The sequence below is a fragment of the Paenibacillus pini JCM 16418 genome, assembly GCF_000576305.1.
GTDB lineage: Bacteria > Bacillota > Bacilli > Paenibacillales > Paenibacillaceae > Paenibacillus_AQ > Paenibacillus_AQ pini.
The window spans coordinates 58,573-73,607 of the sequence record NZ_BAVZ01000010.1; the positions used below are offsets into that span (position 1 = coordinate 58,573).

Sequence of the window (15,035 nt, forward strand, 5' to 3'; positions counted from 1 at the left end):
CAAAATAATTACATTTAATTACAATGTAAGTAAGTTATTACATAAATAATATTGTGAGTATAGTGGATTACTTTAGAGAGAGGGTATGCTCATGAAAAGCGCCATTGAGGTGCGTCATCTAGTGAAAAACTTTGAGTATTACAAGAAAGAAATTGGCATGCGGCAATCTCTCAAAAATCTTTTTTTTCGTGAAAAACTAGTAAAAGAAGCTGTGAATAATGTCTCATTTTCCATTGCAGAGGGTGAAGTGGTTGGTTTTCTTGGCCCTAATGGTGCGGGGAAGAGCACGACTCTCAAAATGCTCTCGGGTATCCTACATCCGACTTCAGGCAGTGTAAATGTTTTCGGCTATACTCCTTGGGAGCGTAAGAAGCAATTCAAACAAATATTCTCCATCGTTATGGGTCAGAAAAGCCAGTTGTGGCCTGATTTACCTGCGGGGGAATCTATTTTTTTGAATAAGTGCATTTATCAGGTGCCTGATGCGGATTACCGACGAACGCTTGATGAGTTGTCCGAGCTATTAGATGTCAAAGAACTACTGGGTGTGCAGGTACGAAGGCTGTCCTTTGGAGAGCGGATGAAGATGGAGCTTATTGCCTCCTTAATTCACAAGCCAAAGCTGATGTTTCTCGACGAACCTACAATTGGGCTGGATATTATTTCGCAGCGCGCCGTTCGTAATTTTCTAAAATATTATAATGAGCAATATCGTGCTACGGTCATCTTAACGAGTCATTATATGAGGGACATTGAGGATCTTTGTCCAAGGGCCATCCTTATTAACTCGGGCACTATTGTATACGACGGTGAGCTTAAAAAGATTAATACGCATCAAGATGAGAAAAAGTTGATCAAGCTACATTTTTCCGAATATACAACCTTGGAGCTGCTAAAGGAATTCGGAGATGTGAAGGAATTTGACGGTTTTTATGCTGAGATTGAAGTAAAGAAAGAGGAAGTCAGAGTAAGTATGCAGCATTTCTTGTATCGATTTCCTGTCGTCGATTTCACGATTGAGGAGCTGACGATTGAAGAAGGAATTGCCAAACTTTATAGAGGTAGCGCATGACGAGGAATAAATATGTGGTTGCTTTTCGGATTGGTTTTCAGAGCTCACTTGAGTACCGATTTAACTTCTTTCTGTCACTACTAAGCGCAGCCTTCCCGATGATTGTGCAATATTATATGTGGACTGCGGTATATGCAAATGCTGGGGAGAAGGATGTATTCGGATATTCGTATCGCGAGATGATTATGTATACCATTCTAGCTGCTGTTGTTTCAAAGCTGGTGATTTCGAATATTGAGAGTTCTATTGCTGAAGATATTAAGAGTGGTGGACTGAACAAGTATATCATCCAGCCAATATACTATTTTGGTTTTCGGATTAGCTCCTATATTGGACAGCGACTTATGTATTTCACGATCTCTTTATGCATCATACTTGCTTTAACCTACATATTAAATACATTTTATAGCCTTAAAACGGAAGAAGAACGAATACTTATCTTTTGTCTGTCTATCATTTTGTCTGTTATTCTTAGCTTTTTAATTTCGTATGCTATCTGTGCCTGTGCATTCTGGCTATCAGAAATATCTTACTTCTTCGTAGTAACGAGTTTACTGATTAATATGATGAGTGGTGGGATATTTCCCTTAGAAATATTCGGAGAGCGGCTGCAGCAGATATTTCGATTACTGCCCTTCCATTACTTGATCTACTTTCCGGTCAATGTATTGAGTGGCAAAATATCGGGGCATCAGATCTGGCAGGGGATTATGGGACAGGGGGTATGGATCATTTTGTTGCTACTCATCTGTCATTTGGTCTGGAAGCGGGGAATGAAAAGGTATCTGGGGTTAGGAGGCTAAACCACTTGAACTTTGTCATTGAAATGCGAAGACATTTGTACATCCTTATGCTATTCGCAAAGAACTCTATCATTTCGCAGATGGAATACCGTGCTAACTTTGTTACGGGTATTTTTGTGGAGGCGGCTTTTCTTGTCGCTAAGCTGTTGTATGTGGTAGTGGTGTACAAAACGAATATACATATTGATGGATTAACACCCGATACGATTCTAATGTTTATGGGGACGCATATTCTGCTTACGGGTATTTATATGGGGCTTTTCTTCAACAATTTCCAACGTTTAACGGAGTATGTTCGTACGGGAATGCTCGATTTAATGATCGTGAAGCCCATTTCACTGCAATTTTTAGTCTCGGTGAGACATATCGAAGTGGGAATGCCGATTCCGAATATCATCGCAGGATCCATTATGGTCTCCATCGGATGGAGTGCTTCGGATATTCCATTTACGCTACTTAACATACTGCTATTTATTATCTTTATCTTTATCGCTACAATCTTGACCTACTGCATCATGATTATTCCTCCTTTGCTGTCCTTCTGGTTTGTGAATACATCGGCGGCCAGTGAAATTTCTTATTCGGTGTGGGACGCAAACAACATGCCTAAATTGATCTACAACAAATGGATACAACGAATTGGAACATTCATTATTCCTGTATTTATTGTTACAAATTATGCACCTCTAATTGTCCTTCATAAACTAACTAAGGTTGAAATGGTATGGGGTATACTGGCGCCACTGATATTCTTCATGCTCATACGCATGCTGTGGAAGCAAGCCTTAAAGTATATAGCAGTTCAAACCTGTAATTTTGGTTGTTTGAGAAAAGGTGAGGAGGAAAGTCTATGAATGACTATCGTATTCATTTAGAACCATTTCGTATGGCGAGACCCCCATTTGTTCTATGGCTTGCGAATATTAATGAGGACCAAAGCTGGAATGAGACTGCGTTATTTCCTTCATTTGTGAAATCACAGCGATCAACGCTAATTGAACAGCAGGAACAGCAGCTGCTCTGGATAGCTGAGCCACAGGATGTCGTTTGGCTACTGCATCCACTTGATCCACAATATTTAGAATATGTAAAGAGTCATCGTGATCAGCTTCCGCACATCTGCGTGACTACAGATACAGGCGAGGTAGCCGATTTTGTGGAGAGGGTTTCAACGGAGCCCCCTACTTTTATGCCTTTTATGCTGACCTCAGCATTTGTCACATTGGCTGAGCAATATGGATGGCATTTAATCCATTCCAATGTGAATGTCGTGAAGCAAGTGAACAGTAAGTATGTCACGAGAAGACTGGCAGAAGAACATGGATTTGCTATAACGAAGGGCAAATTCTGCTACAACCCGCAAGAGCTTATTGAAGCTTACAATCAAATGCGGGCTGAAGGATTTACGAAGACGGTGCTGAAACAAGCTTATGGTTCCTCCGGCAAAGGTCTAACGATTATTGAGAGTGAGGACAAATTTAGGCAGGTATCATCGTATATTCGAAAGCGGTTTGATCGTTTTGAATTATTATTGGAAGCATGGCACCCCACAAAGCATTCTCTAAATGCACAGCTATGGATGGATCAGAATTCTGTTAACCTGCTCGCAGTGACTGAGCAGAGAATTAATGATTACGGAGTATACATTGGCACGAATTATACCCCTCATTATGATGTTGCCATCATGGATGAATATCGAGCAGAAATGCTGAGATTAGGAGCCGTACTGAGGCAGTGCGGTTACGCAGGAATTGCAGGTGTTGACTCCATTCTTGATGAACAAGATCATCTATACCCGGTTATTGAAATTAACGGAAGATTTACACAGGTTACCTATTTACTTCCCTTTATCGAATCATTACTTCCCTCCTATACCTATATTGAGAGCCGCTATATACAGATGGAGACAAGTGATACGCACACTTTTGAGGATATCCAATCTAGATTTAAAATAGAGCTTCAGCCTGATGCGGACAACCTATTTACCATCTACACATTTGCTTTCGACCATCAACCACACATGAATGTATATCGTATCTTCATACTATTTTACGGTAATGAAGCCGCCAAGCTAAGTGATATGCTGGACAAGTTTGGACGGATCACCATGCTTCAAGGAGGGGTGTGCTCTTGAACGAGACCATAACACTTCTTAGCGCAGGAAATTCACTGGGTGTTTATATACCAGCCAAGCTTCTTCAATTACAGCTCCGAGATCAAGGCATTCATACAGATATTTATATGCTTGAGCATTTGTACGACCATGAGACATTAGATAAAATTCCACGATATCGTAAGGCATTCCATGATAGCTTTGCTGTTGCCAAGATGGGCTATAAGCTCGCGAAGGACAGCCGCGAGACCTTCGATGAGGATCATGTCGTGATGCTTCTACATGAATGGAAGCAATCTGGAAGAAGGAGGTTTATTGCCCTTACGGGGTTCTGGATTCCGATTCTAGAACGCTACCGGGAGATGATGGGGGCAGTAGATGTAGATATCAGACTTATTCGTTTGGATGCAAGCCACACCCCCTCATTCTCGGTATATGGGAAGGCATGTGATGCGTTTAACAATGTGTGGCTATATCCAGTCGGGGAGAATCGAATTGCCCAAACGATTGCGGTTAGCGAGGAGGAGCCGGTTCCATTTCAGGATCGAACACAGCGTTATCTGATTCATGGTGGTGGTTGGGGAATCGGTACCTATAAGGACAAAATTTCGGAGCTTACGGCGAGTGGTATTTCATTAAATATCATCGCCTACTATAACGAGGATCTTACATCTGATTCGGCTGATTTGCCCGAGTCCGTATCCCACCGTTATTTCATGTTAGATCCATCCTGGAGTCCTTGGCAACGTAATTCGTCTAATGAGTTTGATTTTCCACCGTTTGCTGAAATAAAGCAGGGGGAGGATTGCACATTTGAAACGAGTGGTAACTATCCGAAGGCATTCGAGCTGATGCGCCATTCTACAGGGATTATAAGTAAGCCAGGGGGCGCGACATTGTTAGATTCATTGGCTTCTGCCACGCCTTTAATTTTTCTGGAGCCTTTCGGAGATCATGAACGAGCGAATGCACATCTCTGGGTATCTCTTGGATTAGGGATAAGCTATGACGCCTGGAAAGAGCAAGACTTTGCAGTAAGTGTCTTGGAGAGTATTCACCATAATCTCAGGAATGCAGCGTACAAAGCCAACAATTTGGTGAGCAATATTACGAATGGGAGGTGAGGCTGACTCGTCATGCTGAGAGATTCGTGCAATAGGCTAAGACCGTATTACCGGAGTGGTACAAATAAAAGGAGGAATTGATATGATCCAAACCGTTATGAATATTTTATGTGATATTAAGGAATCTCCTGAGTTGATGTCCAAGCTAACGCCTCAGACGGATATTATTCACGGTGTTGGTTTGGACTCCTTGCAAATGATTAATTTTGTGTTGGCATTAGAAGATGCCTTTGATCTTGAAATAGACTTTGAGACGTTCGACTATGAGCATATGGGTACGATCGAGTCGCTCGTCCTTTTCCTGATGAGAGAGAACACACCATCGGATGAAGTAGCAAGCAACTTGTCAAAAATAAGTGGATAGGGGGAATTGCGATGCAGCCGAAAACCAAGACTACATTTGACCGTAGCACATTTCAGAATGTGAAGCGAACGATTCAGAATATGTCTATTACGAGTAGAGCGCAGAAGCAAGACCCAACATATGCACTTGATATTCCTGATGATGTAGGGATTAAGCTGAACAATGGCTGTAATTTACGTTGCCAACACTGCTTCGAATGGGCCAATGATGGCTTCCATCATGACATGGCCAAAGAAACCAAGAATCAAGAGATTGATTTGGGTTTAGTCGAACGTATTCTTGAACAAACGCATGAGAGGAAATCAAGACTGTTTATATGGGGCGGTGAGCCACTATTTTACAGTAAATTCGATGAATTCGCTGATTTGCTAGCCAAAGATCCCCGCAACACAACCATTTGCACCAACGCGCTACTCATTGAACGAAAGCTGGACTCCATTCTTAAAATTTCGGAGGATATGACCCTATTGATCAGTCTCGATGGGTTCGAGGAGGAGAATGATGCCATTCGCGGAAAGGGCACGTTCAAAAGGGTTGTTCATATGATCAATCTGATACTGAAATTGCAGCAGACCGGTGAATACAAGGGCAGAGTTTCAATTAGTCTAACCATTAGTGATTCGATGGTGCCAAGACTATACGAGTTCATGGAGTATTTTGAGAATATGGGTGTCGACACTGTTTATTTCGTTTTCCCTTGGTATATTCCTGAAAATATTGCTACAAAAATGGATGATTTCTATGAAGATCGTTTCTCATGGCTTGAAGCAGTTCAGCAACAACAGCGCTATAGCTGGCATTCCTTTTCATTCCATGTATCCGAAGAGAACATCGAGCCGCTCATTGCTGAAATTGATCGAATTAATCAGCGTGTATGGCAGAACAGAATTCGATTCCAACCTGCGCTCGAGCTAGACGAAGTAAGAGATTTCATTCTTGGTTCTGAGAAACCTGCGATGAAGCGGGGGCAATGCTTGTCCATTGCGAACCGACTGGATATTATGCCTGACGGTAAGGTCAATCCATGTAAGTTCTTTCCTGAGTTCACATTGGGTGATCTGAATGACGGGGAATTAAAGGATGTATTCCATAGTGATAATTTCCGAAAGCATAGGGAAGTGCTAGGAGAAGGGTTAACGCCCATCTGTTCCAGATGCGTGCTGTTATATAACTATGGACGTTAACTGAATGTTGCTTACTCTGGAGTACTAACGAAGGATGTGACCAGAGGGGATAAAAGGATCGGAGCAAAGCTATCACTTGTTAATGTTTGAAAGCATTCCATTTCCAGCCGCTTCAGCTCCATACATAACGGGGATAGCTTGCTCTGATTAATTTTGCCGCTAATTACTGCCTTAGCAAAAGCATTCTTCATTCGTTCAGCGATCTGACTACATTGATCTAGGCAGCGTACGAGTTCTTCAGATGCTCCAACGTATTCAAGGAACCGAGCGAAAACATATCGAGACCCTGTCACTAGTGTTAACGCATGTTCAAGTCTTTCGTAGAATGATGGTGGATTTGCTGGAATTTCCTCAATGAACTGGAGAATATGGTCATAGAACTGAAAATGATCAACCAGACCTTTGCGCCAGATCGTGAATCTTTCTTCGAGTGATGCTTGGACTAACTGGTCATTCCAGTTAGCAACACTAACAACGCTCACGAGATGAGTGTACTGTGGATCACCCTTAAAAATTCCATCCTTAATGAAGCTTTGATCTACATAATCGCAAAATGGTGGGTAATTATCTTGAAGTAGGTAGCTGATTTGGTCACCATTGATTTGTAATTGCTTCAGAAAGACAGAATGAAGGGCCCCCTCAACCAAGTAATGCTTGCCTAGGACCCAGTGGGGCATATAATCTAGATTGACCCAAAGGTAGATATATTGATTCTTATTTAGTAGATCCTGTAGTAAATAATCTAACTCTTCTTCATTATGTATACATTGCTCTTCCATCTGAATATTGAATAGCTTAATATCTTCATCGTTCATCGAGTGGCTATCATATGACCAGCGATTCTTGTCTTGTATGAATAAATGGTCATAGATGGATTGGGTACTCTCGTATGCATTATAGAATAGTAACTCAATCGGGATATTCTTTTCTTGAAAAAGGAGAAGTAGCTGGATTTTACGGCAATCATACAAATCTGAGATATACGTCATGATTTCGGACATGGATTCACCTCTTTAATTACATAATTGGAAATATATTATAATATTAATATACTTGTATAGAGCTAATTCATCAATATAAAATGCCATTACTCTTAGAGTAATGGCATTCTTTAAACTTTGCGATTAGCAACGAGCATCAAACCAAATGAAATAATGATGATTGCCCCTGCCCAGTACCAAGCAAGCGTCATATCTCCCGATTCAACCGCGATATAGATTGCTGTCGGCAACGTCTGGGTTTTGTGAGGGATGTTGCCCGCAATCATAAGCGTTGCCCCAAACTCTCCTAGCCCCCGAGCGAAGCCGAGAAGGTAAGCAGTCACAAGCGATCGCCAGGCCAAAGGCATGGTGATATATCTCAGAACCTGCCACTCACTTGCCCCCATGGATCTAGCGGCATCCTCTATATCCTTGTCCACCAAGGAGAAGCCTGTTCGCATCGTCTGATAGACTAAGGGGAAAGCCACCACTATGGCAGCAATGACGGCAGCTCCCCAAGTGAATATGATCGATTGATTGAAGAAGCTCTCCATGAACTGTCCAATCCAGCTCTTTTTACCGAGTAGAACCAGTAAGATAAACCCTACCACCGTAGGTGGAAGAACAAGGGGCAGCAGAAATGTAGTTTCGACAACAGTCTTCCCGCGGAAATTTCTTCGAGACATTTTCCAAGCGGTAACCCCCCCGATTACAAGAACGAAGATGCTTGATACAACAGCGACCTTTAATGAAAGTAAGATGGGGGACGTGAAATCAGCCCAGTTGATGTTGTTCATCATTATTCAGGTATGGAAAATCCGTATTTTACAAACATATCTTGTGCCTCTTTACCTTGAAGATAGGTGTAAAAGTCAGAAATCTCTTTGCTGTGCTTGGTTGCCTTAACAATACCTGCGGGATACTGAATCGGCGTATAGGATTGTGGATCTACATTAAATGCGATGGTAATAGCTTTAGAAGTCAAAGCATCTGTTTTATATACAAAGCCGGCCTCGGCATTCCCTGATTCGACATAGGTAAGGACCTGACGTACATCTTTACCTTGTACCACTTTTGGTTGAAGAGAATCCCATAGTTTAGAATAGGTCAGCGCCTCTTTAGCATAGTTACCAGCAGGAACCGTTTTAGGCTCGCCTAGTGCTACATATTTAATATTGTCGTTAGATAAGTCTTCTACTTTCTGAACATTTGCTTTGTCGTTAGCAGGTACAACAACAACTAAATCATTACGTAGAATATTCTTATGCTGCGAATCATCTATGAGCTTCTTGTCGATTAAGGTATTCATATTCTTACTGGATGCTGAGAAGAATAAATCGGCCGGAGCACCTTGTTCAATTTGCTGCTGCAAAGCTCCTGATGCACCAAAGTTAAATCTCAGTTTAATAGTTTGATGTCTATTCTCGTAGTTGGTTTGTATTTCTTTCAGAGCGTCGGTCAAGCTCGCCGCTGCCGAGATGGTAAGCTCTACTTTTTCCGTAGGTGCGCTTGTGGAAGCCTTGTCCTTCTCACGATTACCGCATCCCGTAAAAATGACCGACATCACACCTAAACATATTAGAACATAACTAAACAACCCTTTTTTATACAATATATTCCCTCCAAATATCCACAAACAATATAAATAGATATAAATAGATATATATAGACTTAAATTATTATAGTAGACGTTATCGATTTAGTAAACAGCGAGCATTGAAATACAGGATTGTACCACCTATGATAGACTATAGTGATGTAGATTAAGTCCCAAGGAGGACGACCATGACAACGGATATATCATATACCACCGAAGAAATTTCCAAGCTTTTGAAAGTCTCGAAGTTAACGGTTTATGACCTTATTAAAAAAGGAGAACTACCCGCATACCGTGTCGGTAAACAGATGCGTGTAGATTCAATAGACCTTGAAGCATATAAAGCGCGCACCAAAGGCAGTATGGCATACGTTAACCTTAATGCAAATAAGGTGGATGTGGTGGGAACTTCAGTACAACAGCAATCGATGGGAGCTCCAGCTACAAGGAACTTAGTGATCACGGGGCAGGATGTTAGTTTAGATATTTTATCCAAGCATATTGAGAAAAATGTAGCTCACTATAGACCGCTTCGTTCTTACGTAGGGAGTCTGGATAGCCTCATTTCCATGTATAAAGGTGAATCCGACATTGTCAGTACTCATTTGTTCGATGGCGATACTGGGCAATATAATCTTCCGTATATTCAAAAGTTACTGACCGGCTTCTCATATACCGTGGTCAATCTCGTGACCAGAACCGCTGGACTATACGTGATGCAGGGAAATCCTAAACAGCTTCATAGCTGGAATGATCTGAGTCAGCCAGGACTGCGAATGATTAATCGGGAAAAGGGATCTGGAGCACGGGTGCTTCTAGATGAGCAGCTTCGGCTACATGGCATATCACGGCAGATATTAAGTGGTTATGATCAGGAAGAGTCCAATCACATTGGAGTTGCAGGGAAAGTGGCGACAGGTGAGGCGGATTTTGGAGTAGGTATCGAAAAGGCGGCAAATATGGTGGGTGGCGTAGAATTCACCCCACTAATTCAAGAGCGTTATGATTTGGTCATGTTAAAAAATCCGGATAATCTAGAATGGATCGAGCAAGTGAAGCAGATTTTGCAATCGGAAGCTTTCCATAGCGAGCTACGACCTATTCAAGGTTATGACTTGTCGCAGACAGGGAAGGTTTTGTTTGAGAATTAGAAACTAGTAGTAGTGGCCAGTTACACTATGATTTGTGGTTTGGATCTGTTTATACAAAGAAGAGACCTCTACTTGAGGTCTCTTCTTTGTAGCTTGGCAGGCAGAGAGAAATTAACTTCACCCCAAATCATATGAAAGCAAATGCAGTGCATTAAGAAAGAATTGACAGTTATTATTCAAAATAAGGATGTCCCAATGAAAGTCATTATTTGACTACTGCCGCGCGGCGATGACTTGGTTCTTGCCTGTTTTTTTGGCACGGATCTCTGCTTCATCAGCTAGCCGAATTAGCTCATCCGGCGTGGCGGCATCGGACCAAGAAAGCGAGGATACTCCAATGCTGGCTGAGACCACATAGGGTCGCTCTTCTGATAACTGCTCAATTCTTCGTCGAAGCTGCTCAGCAATACGCATGGCGAGCGGTCCGCTGGTTTTTGGCAAAATAACGATAAACTCCTCGCCTCCATAACGTCCCGGAACGGCATATGGACCGATCATGTAACGGATGACATCCGCGACTTCCTGCAGCACACGGTCCCCTTCCTGGTGGCCGTACTCGTTGATGAGTCTGAAATTATCCAGATCAATCATCATGACCGATAGATCAAGCTGACATCTTTTTGACAGCTCGAACTCCTGCCGCATACGCTCCAAGAAAAAATTACGTAAATAAAGGCTTGTTAAGTCATCAACACCCATTTCAAGAATAAGTACGGAAGCGGAGATATGGGGCCTTACTATATTCAAGACAGATTCCAACTGCTCCTTGTCCCAATGCTCCATATGATGCAAGTGCATTTGGATTCCGATTCGCCACGAAGACTTGCTGTACAGCTCGGCATAGAAAGTGGCGTATTCATGAGTTGATAAATAATTTTCGTGCATTCGTTGGTGTACGACGCCGCTCGTAGTATAGGCTTGTTTTCCTTGCTTGACCCGTAATTCGTAGTCGATCACGATCGCCTCAACCGGAAAATATTCAAATAATAGCTGAATGAGTTTCTCAATGGTTTTGTTAATATCCGGTGTCTCCGGCAATTGCTCGCTAAGACGAAGGTTGAGCAATAGCCGCATGGACTTGCGGATATACGCCTCTCTGTCCCGTAGAAGGAATTGCACCTTTGGGTCTTGCAGCAGCGGATCTGCATGGTTGAAATAGGAGGGCTCAATCAAGGATTGAAACTCGCGTTCCAAACGATCTGTGATGTCCTTTTTGCCCTGCAGTCGGTAGCCCTTGATTGCACGATCCAGCAGCGATAGACCCTCTTCATTTTGTTCGAATCGAATGGCCAATTGGGAACTGAAGTAATAGTAATCAGGCCAGAACAGATGGAATCCACGATCGGAGATATAGTTTCTGAATTGTTTTAACCAGAAGGCTGCCTCTTCAGGCTGATAGACATGTAAATGGCGGATAAGCTCCCGGTATGACCATCCTGTCATCATTCTAATTCCGTTAGGGCTGCTTCCATCCGCATGAATGCAAGCCTTCCAAAGCCGGGTTACTTCGGAGTAATCATAACGGCCCGCAGAGGCAGTGAGAGCCATCATGAAGTAGCGTTCCTGAACATCTCCATCAGATAAGGCCGGTTCCAGTAAGGGTTCCCCTCTTTGAAATGCCAGATATCGGCGTGTAATTTCCCAATACGCCTTGGCGATCGGAGTTAGCTCCTCCAGATTCCGGGTCGATACGAGCTGGGCGAATTGTTCCGGGTCGTTCCATTCACAATAGTAGAGAAATAAGGATTCCAAAGAGAGTGATTCCCAATCTTTCCTGTTCATACTGCTAGCTCTCTCCCGGTGATACCAAAAAGCCCGAATATCGCCCACGTACATTGCCGTTTCGGCGCCGTTCGCTTGAGAGAGATGCACCAGCCAGTGTATACCGAGCCGCTGCGCGCCTTCGATTGATTTAAGAATATAATTGCGGGCATTCCTCATATTTTTGTGAAACATATAGGCTGCATATACTCTAAGCTTCATGGTATGAAACCCGGCATGTTCGATTAATGCTTCTAAGCTGCTTAGAAGCGACAGCGCCCATTCCTCTTGTTCCGGGAAGAATTCCAATAAAAATTGGGCATAACGGGTTGAAATCAGCAAGTGAATTTCACGTTTCATCTGGTGACGGTTTGGATAGAGTTCATTAACATATGTTTCATGCAAAATTTGTCGTTCATCTTTCGATAAGTTTACCTTTGCCCAGTACCAGATAAGGACGTAGAAAGCATGAGCGCGATCATGGGCACTCTTACTTGTGTCGGTTACATATTTGAAAAGTCCCGGTTTGAGCGCGGGCAAGTCCAATTTATTTTGCATGAGCTGGATCTGTAACAGACGAAACTGATCGCTGTCACTGCCCGTCCTATCATAGACCGCCTTGGCGTATTTCTCCGCGGCTGACCAATCTCCGAGCTGCTGGTTGGTGGTGATCTGTTTTCTGAGCCAACCTTCTGAAGACGGACGCTTCAGCGAGTGATGTAATTCTATAATGTCAGCAAGTAAGGATTGCGTCTGTTCAAGCATTAGCACAGAGCGATTCTCCCGATAGTATCGAATCAGATAATAATATTCCGCAGTACGATCGCGAATAGATTGCGCCATGTGTAACAAGACGGAAGAGGCTTTGGGCTGCCAGTTGCGGTACAAGTTAAACGCTTCTTGTTCGCTATCAGTTCTCCTACTCTCGGGTATTATCCGTTTAAGAGCTTGCCTTACACTGCCTGGAACCAGCAGACAATTCCAAGAAATAATTTCGATTAGACCTGAATCGACAAGCCGGAGCAAGCTGGGAATTAGTAAAGTGAGATCCAGCTTGTTCGCTTCAGCTATGGGACGCAGATTAATCCATGTAGGTAGAGAGGACAGAACGGCAAGCTGATGGAGATCATCTTGCTGCAATTGTCGAACCTGTAGTTCTACCCATTCATCCGGATTAAGAGATGGTGGTTCTGAGCGTGCATCCTGCCAATGCCATCCGTTAGAAGTTAGAACTAGCTTCCCTGACGCGAGCCATTGATTCAGCATCGTATGGGTATGGGAAGGGTGAATGCGTAGTTTCAACATTTCTTCTATTGCTAATGAGATGATACCTTCATCGGCTCCGCCCAATGCCCCCCTGAGTGTTCTTTGATAATACCTTCGTGTTGAAGGCATCATTTTGACCTGACTAACCTTATCGGGCTTCAGTCCCTTAGGGAGATCCTGTCCACTGATTATAAAATGAAGCTTAGGAAGACGTGAGCCATGCTTATGGAGGAAATGATCGAATACTTCCAATGTGCTACTATCAAGCTCATGGCAATCCTCGAGTATGAAATACAAATGCTCGTCCGACAGATGTTCAAAAATAAGCCTCATCAAATCGAACAACCAGTCTGCCGAGTCCTCCAGAATATCTTCGCCGGAGTAAAAGTGGTTTAGCAAATATTGAAGCCGGTTGTATATGGATCTGAACCTCCCCCGAGCCTTCGGGTAGAGGTGGTGAAAGCTATCCATAATCTGCTGAATGCCTTGCCTCCATGTAGAGAGCGGAATTGGCGTGCAATTTATAGTAATGAACACTTGCGAATTCAACACTGCATAGGTTTGCTGGCGTAGAAGACGTGTACGAATATGGGGATCACGTTCAATGACAGCAAGTGTTAGCTCATCCCCTTTCCTCAGAAAAGACTGCATGGAACGCAGGCTGCTGAGTGTAAGCGGGGATTCAGCTGGATGAAGCCAAAAAGAAGAGTGAGATGGTTCAAAATGTGGAGACGCGGGGACCGAAATCCCATAAATTGAGCAGACCTCGTCTGCAATGTGCTCCAGGAACAATACCGACTCCGGGTGTCTGTGTAATCTTTGGCTAATTCGCTGCAGCCTGCTTGGCAAACCGTTTTTAAATAGAAAATCCAGCCCAATTCCAGCGGTCTCTATGTCTGCCAATCGCGGCATAATTGCGAATCGGGAATGCAATGGCAGCCACTCGAATGGGTAATCTTCAAGCTGGTGATTAACGAATGGATATGTAGTGTCAAAAGGCTGTACATCAAGGCATACCTGCATCGTATCAAGGTGGACATAGATAGACTCGGACGCGAAGAAACCGTATACAAAATGCTGATGGTGTAGTGTGCCTAAGGCACGACAAAGAGAAGCGAACACTAGGGCTTTATCCTGTTCTCGAAGTTCTTCGGTCATGAGTTCCGATAGCGGAGCCCATTTCGCAGACAAGGCTGGCAGCTGGATAATGATCTGTTCTCCTTCGAAGTCAATATGTCGCGGGGTACGCAAGCTTGGGTTATGTTCGGAGAAAGAACTCCAGTGCTGCAAACGAGCTGTAATTCGGGACATGATGAAATAATGCCAAGCCTGTGGTTGAAGTGTCATAATCGTACCATGATCATTATTTGCAATCTGAAGCAAAATGCTCTTGTCGGCCTCACCCATAGTAATCACCCTGAAAAATCATTTTCATATTTTTGATTCGTCAATCGTCTAAAAGTCCTATATGAAATCATCTTAACTCTCGGTCTGCATCTAGTCAAAATAAAAAATAGATACAGTATAAGAGAATCACCAGGTTTATAACAGGTTAGTTTTTCCCCCCTCTGGAGCACAAAAGACACCTTGAAGGGTGTCCTTTTCAGACTGGTTTAGTTT

At 43.1% G+C, this 15,035-nt stretch carries 12 protein-coding genes; 8 read left to right on the top strand and 4 right to left on the bottom strand.

All coding sequences use genetic code 11. From position 1 onward, the window contains the following. The first annotated feature begins 91 nt into the window (after window positions 1-91). The 7 genes from JCM16418_RS14925 to JCM16418_RS14955 all read left to right on the top strand — a co-directional run bounded on the left by JCM16418_RS14925 (window position 92) and on the right by JCM16418_RS14955 (window position 6,660). On the top strand, window positions 92-1,072 hold the full coding sequence (locus tag JCM16418_RS14925) for an ABC transporter ATP-binding protein (protein WP_036650397.1): 981 nt from the start codon (window positions 92-94) through the stop codon (window positions 1,070-1,072). Continuing rightward, window positions 1,069-1,875: an ABC transporter permease gene (locus JCM16418_RS14930; protein WP_036650399.1), complete on the top strand. Its 807-nt coding sequence runs from the start codon at window positions 1,069-1,071 to the stop codon at window positions 1,873-1,875. Before JCM16418_RS14925 ends, JCM16418_RS14930 begins: the two co-directional genes overlap by 4 nt. A gap of 5 nt (window positions 1,876-1,880) precedes the next feature. Continuing rightward, window positions 1,881-2,729, top strand: coding sequence for an ABC transporter permease (locus JCM16418_RS14935; RefSeq protein WP_052020320.1), 849 nt, complete (start codon window positions 1,881-1,883; stop codon window positions 2,727-2,729). Next, on the top strand, window positions 2,726-4,009 hold the full coding sequence (locus JCM16418_RS14940) for an ATP-grasp domain-containing protein (RefSeq protein ID WP_052020322.1): 1,284 nt from the start codon (window positions 2,726-2,728) through the stop codon (window positions 4,007-4,009). The genes JCM16418_RS14935 and JCM16418_RS14940 overlap by 4 nt, the downstream gene beginning before the upstream one ends. Further along, entirely contained in the window at window positions 4,006-5,112 is a 1,107-nt protein-coding gene (locus JCM16418_RS14945; protein WP_052020323.1) for a hypothetical protein, read from the top strand. Before JCM16418_RS14940 ends, JCM16418_RS14945 begins: the two co-directional genes overlap by 4 nt. Window positions 5,113-5,194: 82 nt before the next feature. Continuing rightward, entirely contained in the window at window positions 5,195-5,476 is a 282-nt protein-coding gene (locus JCM16418_RS14950) for an acyl carrier protein (RefSeq protein ID WP_052020325.1), read from the top strand. Window positions 5,477-5,487: 11 nt separating this feature from the next. Continuing rightward, on the top strand, window positions 5,488-6,660 hold the full coding sequence (locus tag JCM16418_RS14955; RefSeq protein ID WP_036650405.1) for a radical SAM protein: 1,173 nt from the start codon (window positions 5,488-5,490) through the stop codon (window positions 6,658-6,660). Between the two features lie 11 nt (window positions 6,661-6,671). On the opposite strand, the gene JCM16418_RS14960 is transcribed toward JCM16418_RS14955, so the two are convergent. The 3 genes from JCM16418_RS14960 to modA form a co-directional block, all read right to left on the bottom strand. Continuing rightward, the gene (locus tag JCM16418_RS14960) at window positions 6,672-7,661 is read right to left on the bottom strand and encodes a hypothetical protein (protein ID WP_036650408.1); all 990 of its coding nucleotides are present in this window, start codon (window positions 7,659-7,661) and stop codon (window positions 6,672-6,674) included. Between the two features lie 110 nt (window positions 7,662-7,771). Next, window positions 7,772-8,437, bottom strand: coding sequence for a molybdate ABC transporter permease subunit (modB, locus tag JCM16418_RS14965; protein WP_036650565.1), 666 nt, complete (start codon window positions 8,435-8,437; stop codon window positions 7,772-7,774). Between the two features lie 2 nt (window positions 8,438-8,439). Then, window positions 8,440-9,252, bottom strand: coding sequence for a molybdate ABC transporter substrate-binding protein (gene modA, locus JCM16418_RS14970; protein ID WP_036650410.1), 813 nt, complete (start codon window positions 9,250-9,252; stop codon window positions 8,440-8,442). Window positions 9,253-9,425: 173 nt separating this feature from the next. Between modA and JCM16418_RS14975 the strand changes: the two genes are divergently transcribed. Continuing rightward, complete coding sequence (locus tag JCM16418_RS14975) at window positions 9,426-10,388, top strand: substrate-binding domain-containing protein (RefSeq protein ID WP_036650412.1); 963 nt, start codon at window positions 9,426-9,428, stop codon at window positions 10,386-10,388. 213 nt (window positions 10,389-10,601) lie between these two features. Here JCM16418_RS14975 and JCM16418_RS23825 read toward each other — a convergent pair whose 3' ends face one another. Beyond that, window positions 10,602-14,822, bottom strand: a complete 4,221-nt coding sequence (locus JCM16418_RS23825) for a GGDEF domain-containing protein (RefSeq protein ID WP_052020327.1) — start codon at window positions 14,820-14,822, stop codon at window positions 10,602-10,604. Window positions 14,823-15,035: the final 213 nt, after the last annotated feature.